A 14,541-nucleotide genomic window follows, 5' to 3' on the forward strand; every position below is an offset into this window, starting at 1 on the left:
GTAGGCCCTGTTGAACCAGTGATCCCCGTAGCGCCGGTAGGACCCGTTGGTCCAGTGCTGCCTGTAGCGCCGGTAGGCCCTGTTGGTCCAGTGATACCCGTATCACCAGTAGATCCAGTAATCCCCGTCGCACCGGTAGGTCCTGTAGCCCCAGTGATCCCTGTAGCCCCCGTATCACCAGTTGATCCGGTGATCCCCGTCGCACCGGTAGGCCCAGTTGATCCAGTAATCCCCGTTGCACCAGTAGGCCCAGTTAATCCGGTAATCCCTGTAGCGCCCGTATCTCCAGTAGCCCCAGTGATCCCCGTACCCGTATCACCAGTTGATCCGGTGATCCCCGTCGCACCGGTAGGCCCAGTTGATCCAGTAATCCCCGTTGCACCAGTAGGCCCAGTTAATCCGGTAATCCCTGTAGCGCCCGTATCTCCAGTAGCCCCAGTGATCCCCGTMGCSCCGGTAGGCCCTGTTGATCCAGTGATCCCAGTTGCACCAGTAGGACCTGTTGATCCAGTGCTGCCAGTTGCACCCGTATCTCCAGTTGATCCAGTAATCCCCGTTGCACCAGTAGGACCTGTTGAACCAGTGATACCAGTTGCACCCGTAGGTCCGGTATCTCCAGTGCTCCCTGTAGCGCCGGTAGGACCTGTTGGTCCAGTGATACCCGTATCACCAGTAGATCCAGTAATCCCCGTCGCACCGGTAGGGCCGGTTAATCCGGTGATACCAGTAGCGCCGGTAGGTCCAGTTGAACCAGTGATACCAGTTGCACCAGTAGGCCCAGTTAATCCGGTAATCCCTGTAGCGCCCGTATCTCCAGTAGCCCCAGTGATCCCCGTCGTATCTCCAGTTGATCCGGTGATCCCCGTCGCACCAGTAGGCCCAGTTGCTCCAGTAATCCCCGTGGCACCGGTAGGTCCGGTAGCCCCAGTAATCCCAGTAGTCCCGGTATCTCCAGTTGACCCAGTAATCCCCGTGGCGCCGGTAGGTCCGGTAGCTCCAGTGTTACCTGTGGTACCCGCCGCACCGGTAGGGCCAGTTTCACCTGGTGCTGCTAAAAGTGTGTAATCTGGCGACGTATCTGGCGTACCTGAAGGTGGTGCAGAATCCACAATATACGTACCACCACCATAAGTGACCACCTGACCTACTGTATATGTTGGTGCCATAACAGGATCATAGGCTTCAACACCACTTAATCCAATCCCAGTAGGCCCAGTTGGTCCAGTTTCTCCAGAAGCAGCCAAAAGAGTGTAGTCTGGGGAGAGTCCAGGTATTCCTGATGGAGCGTCAACATTGGCAATGTAAGTACTGCCATCAAACGTGACCACTTGCCCTGCATCGTAATCTTGTGATTGTGAGGGATTAAAAGGAAGGGCGCCGGTTAACCCGCCAGCAGGTCCAGTAGGTCCGGTTGGTCCAGGGGGACCTGCTGGGCCTGCCGGGCCTCTTGGTCCAGCTCTTTGATTTTGTTTTGATTGTTTTATTCCTTTTGCAATGTGGCAAGGTTGATTCCCTTGAGATGTATTTTGTTTTGAATATTCTTGTTTAATGAATGGACAGTCTCTTTTTCGAGGACGGTCATGACGTGATCTTTTGTAATGAGGCTGTTCATGGTATTTACCGCAAAAGGGACATTTGTGTTCGAATTGATTGTACAAATTGCCCATCTCCTAGAATTGATATTTCATTCTATGTGCAAATTTTCAAATTGGAAGTAAAACCTAGAAAATCATCATTTCGAAAATCATCGAATCAAATCATTTAAATCTTTCATTGATTTGTGTTATGGTGTTGAAAGTATAAAATAGTATGATTTTTGACAGAAATGGGGACATCATATATGAGTCAATCAGTTTTACAAGGCAAAGCCTATTCCGTTTTAAATTTATCCTCAGTGACAGAAGGAGGTACCATTAAAGAATCTTTTGATCGTAGTATGGATTTAGCAAAGAAGGCGGAGAAGTGGGGTTATCATAGATACTGGCTGGCAGAACACCATAACATGGAAGGGGTAGCGAGCTCTGCAACGTCTGTTTTAATTGGATATATTGCGGGAGGAACCGAAAAAATTCGAGTAGGATCTGGCGGGATTATGCTGCCAAACCACTCTTCACTTGTCATTGCCGAACAATTTGGCACACTTGAGACATTGTATCCGGGGAGAATTGATTTAGGTCTTGGCAGAGCACCAGGGACAGATCAGTTAACAGCAAGGGCGCTTAGACGTAATCTTCATAACGGAGAAGATTTCCCTGAGCAGCTTGAAGAACTTCGTCAATATTTCAAACCGACCGGTCAGGTTAAAAAACATGTAAGAGCTGTTCCAGGAGAAGGCCTGGACATTCCAATTTGGCTCCTTGGTTCAAGCGGTTTTAGCGCTAGACTTGCAGGAGAACTTGGATTGCCATTTGCCTTTGCAGCACACTTCTCACCTAAAAATACAATTCCCGCGTTAGAGTTGTACAGACAGTCATTTAGACCTTCTGATGTATTAAAAGAGCCTTATGCCATGGTCGGTGTGACGGTTTTTGCTGCAGATCAAACAGAACGGGCTGAATATTTGGCAACCTCTCATTATCAGCGGTTTTTAAGTCTCATTCGCAACACACCAGGAAAACTGAAGGCGCCTGTCGACAGCATGGACGGTCTTTGGAGTCCATATGAAAAAGCAATGGTGGATGAACAATTAAGCTCGACTATCATTGGGGATAAAGAAAAGGTGAAAACAGAATTAGAAGCCTTTATAGAAGCTACTCAAGCAGATGAAGTGATGATTAATTCGGATATGTTTGACCATCAAGAAAGAATGCGCTCGTATGAAATCATCGGAGAGATTTTTCAAGAGGCACAAGAAAAATAAACATAAAAAAGAACTGCACAGAGCAGTTCTTTTTTATTTAAGCTTTTGTAAAAATGCGAAATGGTTGTCCGATTGGCAGAACAATACGGCCAAAATGTGTATTAAGGACAACAGCTGCAGAACCATAAAATGAGAGCAGGGAAATGATCAATTCTGCAATACCAGCCATGGTATGAGTCACATCGTACATCACACCAAAAGTGCTAAGGGAAAGACCAATGAATAAGAAATCAATAAAGACGAAAATCAAAAATAACACTTTATGTGTTTCCATTGCACCAATCGTCATAAACAAGCTGAAAATCAAATAACCAATAAACGCAAAGCCTAGCTGTTTTGGATCTGCTGCTCCCGCAAGCGTTTTCCCAAAGACGCCGGCTTGAATGAGCCAAGTTGTTCCAACGCCCATCCAGAAAAGACCGAATGCGCCAAAAGCAGTGGCTCCAAAAATATTATGATGCTTTGAATCTTGTATGGACGCGATCAGCTGCGCGATTCCTCCAAGGAAGATAGCCCAAGGTAAAATAAGAGAAGTGCCATCTGTGATTCCTAGTTTTTGTGAGGACGCAACGAGCGTCACCATTGCTAAACCAAACAAACCAAGTGGTGTTGGGTCTGCAATTGATAATCGAATTGCTTGAACATTCTGTTTTTCCATAATGACCTCCTACAATTTGCACTTACAAAAGATACTCGAATTCGATAGAAACGTCAAGCTCTTTTTTAGTAGACACTTGCATCGTCTTCCAAATAAATCTATATTTAATACATATCAAATGTGATAGAAAAAGAGGGATAACATGAGTAAAGGCTTATCTGGAAAAACGATTGCCATTTGTGGAACAAGAAAAACAGAAGAAATGCGTACACTTGTCGAAAAACAAGGAGGACAAGCCGTTATTCGCTCTCTTCAAGGAACCGTATTTTTAGCCAAAGAGGATTTAAAGCCAGGCATAGAAACCTTTGTGAGGCAAGGGGCCGACTGGGTGATCTTGACAACAGGCATCGGTACAGATACATTGATTGAGAGTGCAGAAGAGCTGCAGCTTGGTAAAGAATTTATGAACATTCTATCAAACGCACATATTGCTTCAAGAGGGTACAAAACTTTTGCTGCGCTGAAAAAACGCGGAATTCAGCCAGAGGTCTCTGATGAAGACGGAACGGTTCGTGACTTGATTTCAAAGCTTGAAGACAAGGAGTTTCAAGGAAAACGCGTGATGGTACAGCTTCATGGTGAAAATGCACCAGCTCTCATTCAGTTTTTACATGACAAGGGGGCAGATGTTTTGCCGCTTTTACCATATCAGCACACACCTCCTGAACCAGAGGCAGCTGAAACGCTGCTGCAAGAAATGAAAGATGGACAAGTTCATGCCGTCTGTTTTACAACCGCTGTCCAGGTCCACGCCTTTTTCAAACTAGCCGCAGAATGGGGCAGAAAAGAAGAATTGCAAGCATTATTCGAGAAGGACGTACTGGCAGTAGCTGTCGGGAAAGTCACGGCTGAAGCTTTAAAAGAAGAGGGAATAGACCGAATTCTTGCCCCGTCACTTGAGAGAATGGGAGCAATGATTATAGAATTATCCCAATATATGAAAAAACAATCAGCACACATATAAAAAGACGCCTTTCACTGATCTGGTGAAAGGCGTTTTTGTTAGATTGTCCGTTTTCGATTCGTCCGAATTTTTTTGAGTACAAAGTAGAGAACAATCAGGACGATGGCAATGACCATAATGGGGGTTGTATAAGCATGAGCAACACTTTGAATATGATCCCATTTCGTCCCAAGCTGCATGCCAAGATAGATAAATAAGATAGACCAAGGGATGGCAGCTAATCCTGTCAAGAAAACAAATTTCAAAAAAGGCATCTTGGCAATACCTGCTGGAATCGAGATGGCATGACGGACAACAGGGATAAAGCGGGCGGTAAAGACTACACCGGTTCCATACCGATCAAACCAGCGCTCTGCAGTCGCGATATGATGTTCATGGATGAATAAATACTTTCCATACTTTGTTAAAAAAGGTCGTCCGCCGTACAGACCGATCCAGTAAATAAAACACTGGGCGAGCGTACCACCGATGACGCCGGCAATCACAGCTCCTACAAAACCAATTGTGCCTGTTGACACCATATATCCGCCATAGGCAAGTACAATTTCACTCGGAATGATTTCAATCATCAGCCCTAGTGCTACACCTGCGTAACCTAGGCTTGTCAGCCAGGTTAAAATTTCATTAAACAAGGTTCCCATTCATTTCACTCTGCCTTTAAATACGATTTTTCTTCAAGCATCCTTATAAGAGCCTATGCTTGTTTTTCTTCTCTCATGAGTATGCTTTGCATATATGCTAGCATGGCTGGCCGCATATCATGACGCATTAATCCAAGTTCTGCCGCTGCCTTAAACGAGCCGAGCTTATCACCAACATCAAATCTCATCCCATCTAATTGTGTTGCATAAATGGGTGATTCATGTGCGATGATTTTCAGCGCATCTGTCAGCTGGATTTCGTTCCCGGTACCTCTCTCGATTCCTTGTAAAATTGGAAAAATCGATGGTGTTAACAGGTACCTGCCCATCACGGCTAAATCGGAAGGAGCTTCATGAATTGCTGGCTTTTCCACTAAGTCTGTGACTTCAAACACTTGACCGTCTATTCTAGCTGGTCTTATCATACCATACTTACTGACATCTAGACGATCCACTTGCTGGACGCCAATGACCTCTCTTTGTTTGTCTTCAAAGACTTCCATGAGCTGAGAGAGTGCAGGTCTTTCTGACACCATGACATCATCACCTAAAAGGACCGCAAAAGGATCATTGCCAGTAAAATGACGTGCACATAATACCGCATGTCCAAGACCTAAGGGCTCCTTTTGACGAATATAATGAATATTGGCCATATCCGCAATATGTTTGATTTCAGCCAGCTGTTCATTTTTTCCTTTTTCAAGCAACGTGAGTTCTAGCTCAATCGAACGGTCAAAGTGATCTTCAATCGATTTTTTATTTCTTCCTGTGATAATTAGTATATCTTCAATGCCTGATTGAACAGCCTCCTCAACTATGTATTGAATGGCGGGTTTGTCGATAATAGGCAGCATTTCCTTTGGCTGTGCTTTCGTTGCGGGTAAAAAACGTGTGCCTAATCCGGCTGCTGGTATGACGGCTTTTTTAATGTTCATTGAATCATCGCTCCATTTCTGATGGTTTATTTTCTGATGGAAAAACCCATAGGCGGCTTCCAGTAAAAGTGATCATCATGCCAAGAAGGGTACCAATCGCTTTACTAATGAATAATGAGAAACCTGCTTGCTGTATGACATATAAGACAACATAGGTGAGGAGGCACGCTGCGCCGTTGACTGTGGCCCACTTGATCCATTCCCACTTGTCAGCTTTCTTTTTCACTTGGAACGTCCATTTTCGATTCCAAACATAACTGTTCAGCATTCCTGCGGTATAGGACAAGCACTGTGCAAGAAAAGAGGGAACAAAGCAAGCAGTTAAAAAAAAGAAGAACAGAAAGTCAATCATCGTATTGCTAGCGCCTACAGTTAAAAATGCGGCATAGGTCCGAATATTTTTCTTTGACATGCGAAGGATCATCACCTCCTAGTGTTTGAGTGGGTGTATGAATACTGTACAAAAGCGAGTTGACGAATCAGTGAAGAAAAGATGAAAAAAACATGAACAAGCGATATCTGTTTTTTCACCAGCTCGTGATATAATTTGCTAGATGAAACGAACGGGTGGTGCACAAACATGTATTTAACAATCGCAGAAACAGCTGAATACTTAGAAGTATCTGAAACATATGTTGAAAAATTAATCCAGCAAAAAAAGATTCGTTACGTATTTGACGGGGAATCTTATCTCATTTATCAAGGGCAGTTTCAAACGCATTTAAAGCAGCTCGAACAATATAAAGAGCTCGTCCAAGAGATCTTAAATGAACCGATTCCGGAAGACCCCGATGTAAAGGATGAAGATTAGAAGATCGTTATTTCTTCATTTGAAACAATATGGACGAATGGCCGCGGTTATAGAAACTTAAGCTTGCTCCAATGAAAGAAGCAGAATAGCAGTAAAAGGAAGTGAAAACAATGGGGACAACTACTTTATGTGAAGCCTGTCAAAAAAACGAAATGAACGTTGTAGAATCGTCTGATGAACCGAAACAGCCTTATCAATTATGCCATCAATGCCACGAAAGATTACTCAGCTATTCATTACGGCCTATTGAATGGTATAACCTAGCTGTTCTCCATTCTCCTAAACAATTTTTACTCCCGCGATGATTTTTATGGAGAGGACGGACAGGCTTTTCAATTAGAGGAGAATGTCGTCATCACCAAAAGCGAGAAAGCTCCAACATTAAAAGCCGTTAGGCATGATTTGGTGTCTATATTAGACTTTTCAATCACTAGATGGTTTCTTGAGGATGATGTGATCGATGCTTTGAAACAGCACGACCAGCAAAAAATCTTGGATTCTATTCAAAGTAGGTTTCATGAAACAGAGCATGCCGAAGTGAATGTTAGAGATCACGGCTGATGTTCTAGATACATTTGCCGCTGAATGGGTCAGGGAACTTTTGGATTACGAGGACGAAGAATTCCTTTACCCACTTTCGTGGGCAGCAGCTAGCAGTTTGCCGGGAGATGAGGGATTACACCATATATTAGAAAAATTGAAATCGATCAGTGAAAAAGATTTGCCGTTAGAGGCTTTTATTTGCCTGCATCGTTTCCGTTCTCACAAAATTTTGGATTGGATGGAGTCAAATTGCACCCATTTTCACGATCAGTGGGAAAGGCTGGCAGCCGTCAGCTGCCCAACCTAGAAGAGAATGAAATCTTGGCTAAACAAAAGAAGACCTTTCTGCTTCATTGCACTAGATACAATGGCAAACTGTGCAAAAGGGAATAGACCGGCTCTTGTGGAAAAATTTTCACCTAAAATTCTTAGAACTGATAAAAATGAAGTAGAAAAGATTTTACATGATGTTCATCAAAAAGATCCGGTTCCACGAGTGAAAATGAAAGTGTCCAACATCTTGGAGAACAAGCAAGACATATTTGAATAAGCCTTTTTATTGGCTGACTCCGGTTTGAACAATCTTCATGTGGCATTTAACTTGTACATCTGCATCAGGATAAATGCTTTTCCACTTTTCTGGTGTTACTGCTTTGTCTTTTGATCTATACCTCAGGCCCAGCCCAAGAGGATCTATGTTTTGCTTTTTAAAGGATTGAACAAGGTCTTGTCCTTGCTGAGCGACACGTTTTTCTACTTCTTTTTCAACATGGTCCAATATAGATGGTTTATCAATTTTTTTGGACTTCATGAATTCTTTTAATTCACCTTTCAGTTTGATATCAATCATGATCTGAGGCTTCTTTGTTAGGTTTTCCGTTGGTTTGATTCGGTAAGACACATGGGATTTGATATTTTCAATGACGACATGGGTCTTTGCATGATCAGCCAATTGAAATTCGTAGATGCCATTTTTATGATTTTCAATCATCGCTTTAAATGTGAACGTGTCTTTTCCGGGGATATGACCGATCATTTTTTCATGATCAAACAGAGCGACTCCTGTGATCTTAATGCCATTGCCTTTTTTCTTAATGTAAGGGAGGTATGCATCGACCCCTTTTGCCAGCATCTGATTCATAAAAATATGCTGATTGGTGACAGGTTCATTGCCATTTCGCATATTTTGGGCCAACATGTCAGAGAGATATACACCTATATTTAAGTTCGTTTGATTCATTTTTGTGTATAATAACTCTTCAACTTCTCCGCCTACAATCGCAAACACTTGGCGTGAACCAATGATAGGATCACGATAAATATAATTCATTAAATCGATCATGCCGACTTCTTTTGCTAACTTTTCACTGACTAAAATAACGAGCACCTGGCCCATGACTACTGGAAAAGGTGATTCTTCTGACACGAGAAATTGAATATTACTAATGGTGTTTGACTTTGCGCTTAATATTTGATAACTTCCTTGCTCTTGACTTTTAAAGACAGGGAAGACAAAGAAGCCCTTCATTTCTCCATCTTCCAATAAATCAAATCCTGCCGCCTGAGAGATATTTAATTCATCTAAAAGGCGGGGCTCTGCACAGCTGGTTAACAAAAGACTACACAACATGAGGCCCGTAAGTATATAACGTTTCATGCTCGTTTTTTCCTCCTCCTTTTTTTCAGCATCAGTCCAATGACCATACAGATAATCAATCCATAGATCAGAATGAATCCGCTAAATTCCACCCATTGATTAAAGGTTTCAAAAGAAGTTGCACTGGCAAAAAACGAAAACATGATCAGAATGAGGATGCTGAGCCCGATGAACGTGACGCGCTGGCTCGTATGAAGCATTTTTTTTGCCATTCGGCTCGCTGCCCATAATGGAATCGTGATATTAGGAATGATCAGAAGCAGCCAAAGAGACACTTCAATAAATTCAAAGCGCTGGATAAACGGAAGCTTCACAATGCTCGTTAACGTTAGCGTCGGCCATTTTGTTAATTTGAGCTGAGCACTTGAGTAATACGCTATAGAGACGAGAAAAGTGAGCAAGTTTAAGCATGTCGTAAATAATACCCCCATGTGAGCAAATTTTTGAGATGTCTGAGCTTGTTTAATAAAGGGATAATAGACAAGCAGCGTGCCAAAACCAAACATGGATAAGGATGCATCTTTGACTCCCACAAGATTTGCGAAAATGTATGATCAAACATTGGGAACATGAAACGAAGGTGACTATATTTCATGGCATAAAAACAGATAAACGTCATCCAATACGTCAGTACAACACTAAAAAATGCCCATCCAGCAATGGTTCTAAAGCCGCCAGTATGTATGTAATACACAAGCAGCAGCAGTACAGACGCAAACAAAAGACCAGGAATTTCTTTAAACAGCCATACATGGATCACATCCATGTAATGGATAAGAACGGTCAGCGACAAAGAAGCAAAATATAAGATATAAAGAATGTTGAATAATTGCCCAATCCATTTGCCAAATACATATTGCGTGATTTCACCAAATTCATCCGAAGGGGCCTTTTTAAACATCAAGTACATGAGAAAGATCATCACATTGACGCTCATGCCAGAAATCAAAATAGCGATCCATCCATCATTATTGATAGAACGAACAAGGTTTGTTTGAAAGTTTAAAATGCTGACACCGACTTGATTGGCATTGATGAGAAAAAACACAAAATAAGGGGATACTTGAAATTTCTCTTTGACAGAAGAAGAGCTCATGCCTTCACTTCCTTATTCATAAAAATCATTTTTCCCCTTGCGGCCTTGCTTCGGCTTAGAGCGATGGATGGTTTCATTTTGCGGACGTAAATTTTCCGGCCTTTTGTTCAAAAAACGGAGCTGAGGACGAATCAAACTGCCCTTTAAATCAGCAAGGCGCATTGGAAAAATAGGCTCTAAATACGGCCGGCCAATTGAAGTTAATTTCATTAAATGGGTGAGCAGAAAAGATCCCATCACAGCAATACCTAATGCGCCCCAAACCTGTGCTGCAACTAAAAAAGGAAATCTCAGCAGCCGAATGGTACTGCCCATTTTGTATATAGGCGTGACAAATGAGGCGAGAGCAGATAGGGCAACAATAATGAGTAAAATATTGCTCGTTAAGCCTGCTGCTACAGCAGCCTGTCCAATGACAATCCCTCCAACAATCCCGAGCGTCTGACCGACTTTAGCTGGGAGCCTTGAACCTGCTTCTCTTAGTAATTCAATCGAAATCTCTAAAAATAGTGCCTCAATGATCGGAGGAAATGGCACAAGATAGCGCGAGGAGACAATGGTTTCTAATAAATCCTTTGGGATCAGTTCATAATGAAAGGTTAAAACGGCGACATATAAAGGTGTCGCAAAAATGGAAAATATCACAGCAAATATGCGTAACAGCCTAAAGCAAGAAGCCGCAATCCATGACATATTGTAGTCTTCCATCGTGGAAAAATACTCAAGTAAAATAGTTGGGGCAAGCAAGACATGAGGCGAACCATCAACTAATATGGCAATTTTCCCTTCTGATAAGCCTGAAGACACGCGGTCGGGTCTTTCTGTATTCAAAAACAACGGAAAGATCGTATTGGATACATCATAAAGCATTTGAGCGAGGTAATTCGCATCTAAAATCTGATCATAATCAACGTCCTCAATTCGTTGAAGAACCGTTTCGATGTTTTCCGGGTTGGCGATTTCTTCAATATATAACACGGCAACTTTTGTTTGAGAGAGCGTACCAACCGTCTTTTCCTCAACTTTCAGGTTAGGCGTCGGCAGCCGCCGTCTGACCAAATTTAAATTGGTATCTAAAACCTCCACAAATGCTTCCTGTGCACTGATAATCCCAAATTCAATTTCAGGCGGACCTATTTGTCTGCCTTTCTTTTCTTCAATCGAAAAGAGAAGCGTTTTACCCCAGTCTGTCTCAAGTCTAATCGCAATGCTGCCCCGGTGAAGGGCTTCTTGCACTTTTTGAAGATCGCTCGTGATGACAGCCTGCTCAATGGGAATTCGTTCTTTCAGCTCTTCAAGAGTGGGTGACAGGTGCAGTTGTTTGAGGGAGGGGAGAATTTGTTCATGTAGAAGATGTCCATTAATCAATGAACGAAAAAAGGAAATCCTATACAGAAAATCTCCATTTCGAGACAGCTCATTTGTAAAATCAGCAGAACGTGACAATGCTTCAAATACTGAATTCGGGTCCTTTTGTTGTTTGTTTTTCTTCAGCATTTGGACCAGCTCCTTCGGCGATTTGCCTCTATTATCTAACCGATTGTCTAAAGATATGCATGAAAAAAGCGTTCAGCTTGATGGGCTGGACGCTTTTTTTCCATATAGAACAGCTTCTAATAATAAATCAGCTAAATGGACCGCGCGCATGCTCGGTGAGTGTCCTGAGCGTTTGATGCCTGCTGCCATTTGCAGCTGACAGCCTGGATTAGACGTAACGATGGCAGCGGCCTTTGTTTGAGTGGCTTCTGTCATTTTATGATCTAAAATTTGCATCGACATCTTTGGCTGCAAGATGTTGTAAATGCCAGCTGAGCCGCAGCACCGGCCCGAATCCTTCATTTCTTTAAATGATACACCTTGAATGGCCTTCATCAGCACCCTTGGTGCATGCTGTACACCCATTCCGTTCCGCAAATGACAAGAATCCTGATAGGTGATGACCTGCTCTGGCAAAGCAAGCGGCATGCGGCGGTGAAATTCCAGCTCCACTAAAATGTCTGATATATCCGTGATTTTCTTTGAGAAGGCTTCACTTCGCTTTTCAAAATCCGGATCATCGCAAAGCAAATGATCGTAATCACTTAAAAAAGCGCCACAACCGCCCGCATTCATGACTATGGCATCCGCATCTATCCCTTCAAACGCTTCAATATTCCGCTTTGCTAACTGTTTCGCTTGTTCTTTTTCACCGCTATGGCCATGGAGCGCTCCGCAGCACGTCTGAATAGGAGGGACGATGACGTCACAGCCTGCCAGCTGCAAAAGCTGGATGGTCGCTTCGTTTGTGCTGGAAAAAACGGTGTCCATTAAACAGCCAGTAAAAAAGGCGACCCGTTTTCTCGCTGGGCCGGCGGCTTTGTATTCCGTCAAACGGCTTTTTCGTTGACGCGGCACCTTTGGAAGCGCCTGTTCCATCAGACGTAAATGCGGTGGAAGCACCTTCAGCATGCCAGTTTTGCGGGCAGCCGTTTGCAGACCAGATGTTTGATAAAAACGAAGAAGTCCTGCTGCTTTCCGCATTCGGCTTTGTGAAGGAAAGAGACCTTTAAACACTACCCGTCTTACAAGTTTGACAGGAATGGATTGTTTTTTGTGCTGCTGAATGATGTCTCTTGCATCTTCAAGTAACCGTCCATATTTAACTCCGGAAGGGCAGACCGGTTCACATGCACGGCAGCCAAGACAAAGATTCAGTGAATGCTCCACATCTTCATCTGGCTCAATGACGCCGTCTCTCACCGCCTTCATTAAAGCAATTCGGCCGCGGGGAGAGTGTGTTTCTTGTTGACCAGATTCAATATAAGTCGGGCAGGAAGGAAGGCAGAATCCGCAGCGCATGCAATTGAGCAGCTCTTTTTCGTCCATTTGCTGCTGAAATGCTTGCTGAATCTCTGTTTGTTTAGAACTCATGAGACCACCACCCGCTTTCTTGCGGCTTTTCCAAACACTTTATCAGGGTTCATGATATTTTCCGGGTCAAGCGCTTGTTTGATCGCTTTCATTGCCGCAATGCCTTCTTTTTTAACCTTTAGTTCTAAGTAAGGGGATTTCATAAGACCCACGCCATGTTCACCCGTAATGGTGCCGCCAAGTGAGACTGCTTTTTCAAAAATGGCCTGAAAGGCTTCTTCCACCCGTTTCATTTCTTCTTCATTTCTTGCATCTGCTGCACAAGTAGGATGCAAATTGCCATCACCTGCATGACCAAATGTACAGATTTTCACTTTGTACTGCTTCGCAATGTCTTCGATCGCCCGCACCATGCTGGCAATTTCAGACCGGGGAACTGTGGCATCTTCTAAAATGGTCGTCGGGCTTAAGCGGGCGAGGGCAGATAAAGCGGATCGTCTCGCTGTTAAAAGTGCATTTGCCTCTTCTTCAGAATGTGCGATATTCACATCTTTTGCACCATGCTGCTGACACACTTTTGCGATGCGCTGCATATCACGGGCAACCGCTTCAGGATGGCCGTCTTGTTCGATTAACAGCACCGCTTGAACGTCAGTCGGCAAACCGATTTTTGCAAAGTCTTCAACGACTTCCAGCGTCGGCTGATCCATAAATTCTAATGTGGCGGGGATGATACGCTCTGCAATAATCGCCGACACTGAAGCGGCGGCTTCCTCTAAACTTTCATATAAGCAAAGCATCGTTTGTTTTGTTTCTGGAAGCGGCAAAAGCTTCAGCGTGGCTTCAGTGACAATCCCGAGCGTTCCTTCTGAACCTACGAACAAACGGGTCATATCATACCCGGCCACGTCCTTTGCAAGCTTGCCGCCTGTTTTGATGATGTCACCGTTTGGCAGAACGACTTCAAGTCCAAGGACATAATCTCTCGTCACTCCATACTTTAACCCCCGGAGACCACCTGAATTTTCATTAATATTTCCGCCTAATGTAGAGATTTTCATAGAGCTTGGATCAGGTGGATAGAAGAGGCCTTTCGCCTCTACTTGGCGAATAAGTTCCTGTGTGATCAATCCAGGCTGCACCGTTGCTGTCAGGTTTTCTTCATCTATTTCTATTAATTGGTTCATTCTTGTAAACAGCAGCACAAGTCCGCCTTGAGTGGGACATGTGCCTGCACAAAGGTTCGTTCCTGATCCTCTTGGCACGATTGGTATGTTATATGAAGCGCAGAGCCGGACAATTTGCTGGATTTCCTCAGCCGTATGCGGGCTTACGATGACATCTGGCATATGCTGAAAATTTGGTGTTGCATCATAAGAATAGGCAAGCCGATCGGCTTTACTGTCCTGCATGTAAGACGCGCCAACAATCTTTTTTAATTGATTTAAAAATTCAGAGTGTAACATACGCATTCAACTCCTATTGATGAGACGTATCGTTTCTTTCAGTATAAAAAAAGAATCGCC

General features: G+C 43.6%; 13 protein-coding genes and 2 pseudogenes. 5 read left to right on the forward strand and 10 right to left on the reverse strand.

The features are described from left to right. Nucleotides 1-1,667, reverse strand: a pseudogene (locus tag ASE42_RS10565) (hypothetical protein); the annotation flags it as partial. 173 nt (nt 1,668-1,840) lie between these two features. Between ASE42_RS10565 and ASE42_RS10570 the strand changes: the two are divergent. Then, nucleotides 1,841-2,860: an LLM class flavin-dependent oxidoreductase gene (locus ASE42_RS10570; protein WP_024427753.1), complete on the forward strand. Its 1,020-nt coding sequence runs from the start codon at nt 1,841-1,843 to the stop codon at nt 2,858-2,860. 37 nt (nt 2,861-2,897) lie between these two features. Here the strand turns inward: ASE42_RS10570 and ASE42_RS10575 are convergent, their stop codons facing one another. Further along, on the reverse strand, nt 2,898-3,518 hold the full coding sequence (locus ASE42_RS10575; RefSeq protein WP_024425703.1) for an acetate uptake transporter: 621 nt from the start codon (nt 3,516-3,518) through the stop codon (nt 2,898-2,900). A gap of 142 nt (nt 3,519-3,660) precedes the next feature. Here ASE42_RS10575 and ASE42_RS10580 point away from each other — a divergent pair, with 142 nt between their 5' ends. Beyond that, nucleotides 3,661-4,482: a uroporphyrinogen-III synthase gene (locus ASE42_RS10580; RefSeq protein WP_056766901.1), complete on the forward strand. Its 822-nt coding sequence runs from the start codon at nt 3,661-3,663 to the stop codon at nt 4,480-4,482. 38 nt (nt 4,483-4,520) lie between these two features. Here ASE42_RS10580 and ASE42_RS10585 read toward each other — a convergent pair whose 3' ends face one another. Genes ASE42_RS10585 through ASE42_RS10595 form a run of 3 tightly spaced genes read right to left on the reverse strand, consistent with a single transcriptional unit; the run spans nt 4,521 to nt 6,470 of the window. Further along, nucleotides 4,521-5,123 carry a DedA family protein gene (locus ASE42_RS10585; RefSeq protein ID WP_024425701.1) on the reverse strand — a complete coding sequence of 201 codons (603 nt, stop codon included), beginning with the start codon at nt 5,121-5,123 and terminating at the stop codon, nt 4,521-4,523. A gap of 53 nt (nt 5,124-5,176) precedes the next feature. Then, nucleotides 5,177-6,058: a UTP--glucose-1-phosphate uridylyltransferase GalU gene (gene galU / locus ASE42_RS10590; RefSeq protein ID WP_025093162.1), complete on the reverse strand. Its 882-nt coding sequence runs from the start codon at nt 6,056-6,058 to the stop codon at nt 5,177-5,179. Nucleotides 6,059-6,062: 4 nt separating this feature from the next. Beyond that, the gene (locus ASE42_RS10595) at nt 6,063-6,470 is read right to left on the reverse strand and encodes a GtrA family protein (protein ID WP_056766903.1); all 408 of its coding nucleotides are present in this window, start codon (nt 6,468-6,470) and stop codon (nt 6,063-6,065) included. Nucleotides 6,471-6,638: 168 nt separating this feature from the next. Between ASE42_RS10595 and ASE42_RS10600 the strand changes: the two genes are divergently transcribed. The 3 genes from ASE42_RS10600 (at nt 6,639) to ASE42_RS19225 (ending at nt 7,719) form a co-directional block, all read left to right on the forward strand. After that, complete coding sequence (locus ASE42_RS10600) at nt 6,639-6,869, forward strand: excisionase family DNA-binding protein (RefSeq protein ID WP_024425698.1); 231 nt, start codon at nt 6,639-6,641, stop codon at nt 6,867-6,869. Nucleotides 6,870-6,979: 110 nt separating this feature from the next. Next, nucleotides 6,980-7,174, forward strand: coding sequence for a hypothetical protein (locus ASE42_RS19220; protein WP_235566737.1), 195 nt, complete (start codon nt 6,980-6,982; stop codon nt 7,172-7,174). A 236-nt stretch (nt 7,175-7,410) separates the two neighbouring features. Further along, entirely contained in the window at nt 7,411-7,719 is a 309-nt protein-coding gene (locus tag ASE42_RS19225) for a hypothetical protein (RefSeq protein ID WP_235566739.1), read from the forward strand. Between the two features lie 249 nt (nt 7,720-7,968). Here ASE42_RS19225 and ASE42_RS10610 read toward each other — a convergent pair whose 3' ends face one another. The 5 genes and pseudogenes from ASE42_RS10610 to glcD all read right to left on the reverse strand — a co-directional run bounded on the left by ASE42_RS10610 (nt 7,969) and on the right by glcD (nt 14,481). Beyond that, nucleotides 7,969-9,069, reverse strand: coding sequence for a Ger(x)C family spore germination protein (locus ASE42_RS10610; protein WP_034624321.1), 1,101 nt, complete (start codon nt 9,067-9,069; stop codon nt 7,969-7,971). Continuing rightward, nucleotides 9,066-10,165, reverse strand: a pseudogene (locus ASE42_RS19510) (GerAB/ArcD/ProY family transporter). The gene ASE42_RS10610 and the pseudogene ASE42_RS19510 overlap by 4 nt, the downstream one beginning before the upstream one ends. Nucleotides 10,166-10,177: 12 nt before the next feature. Further along, a complete protein-coding gene (locus tag ASE42_RS10620) occupies nt 10,178-11,662 on the reverse strand; it encodes a spore germination protein (RefSeq protein WP_056766905.1) in 1,485 nt (494 codons plus the stop codon). Nucleotides 11,663-11,734: 72 nt separating this feature from the next. After that, a complete protein-coding gene (locus ASE42_RS10625; protein ID WP_056766907.1) occupies nt 11,735-13,075 on the reverse strand; it encodes a (Fe-S)-binding protein in 1,341 nt (446 codons plus the stop codon). After that, a complete protein-coding gene (glcD, locus tag ASE42_RS10630; RefSeq protein WP_056766909.1) occupies nt 13,072-14,481 on the reverse strand; it encodes a glycolate oxidase subunit GlcD in 1,410 nt (469 codons plus the stop codon). The genes ASE42_RS10625 and glcD overlap by 4 nt, the downstream gene beginning before the upstream one ends. Nucleotides 14,482-14,541 lie beyond the last annotated feature (60 nt).

Source organism: Bacillus sp. Root920 (assembly GCF_001429445.1).
Lineage (GTDB): Bacteria > Bacillota > Bacilli > Bacillales > Bacillaceae > Bacillus > Bacillus safensis.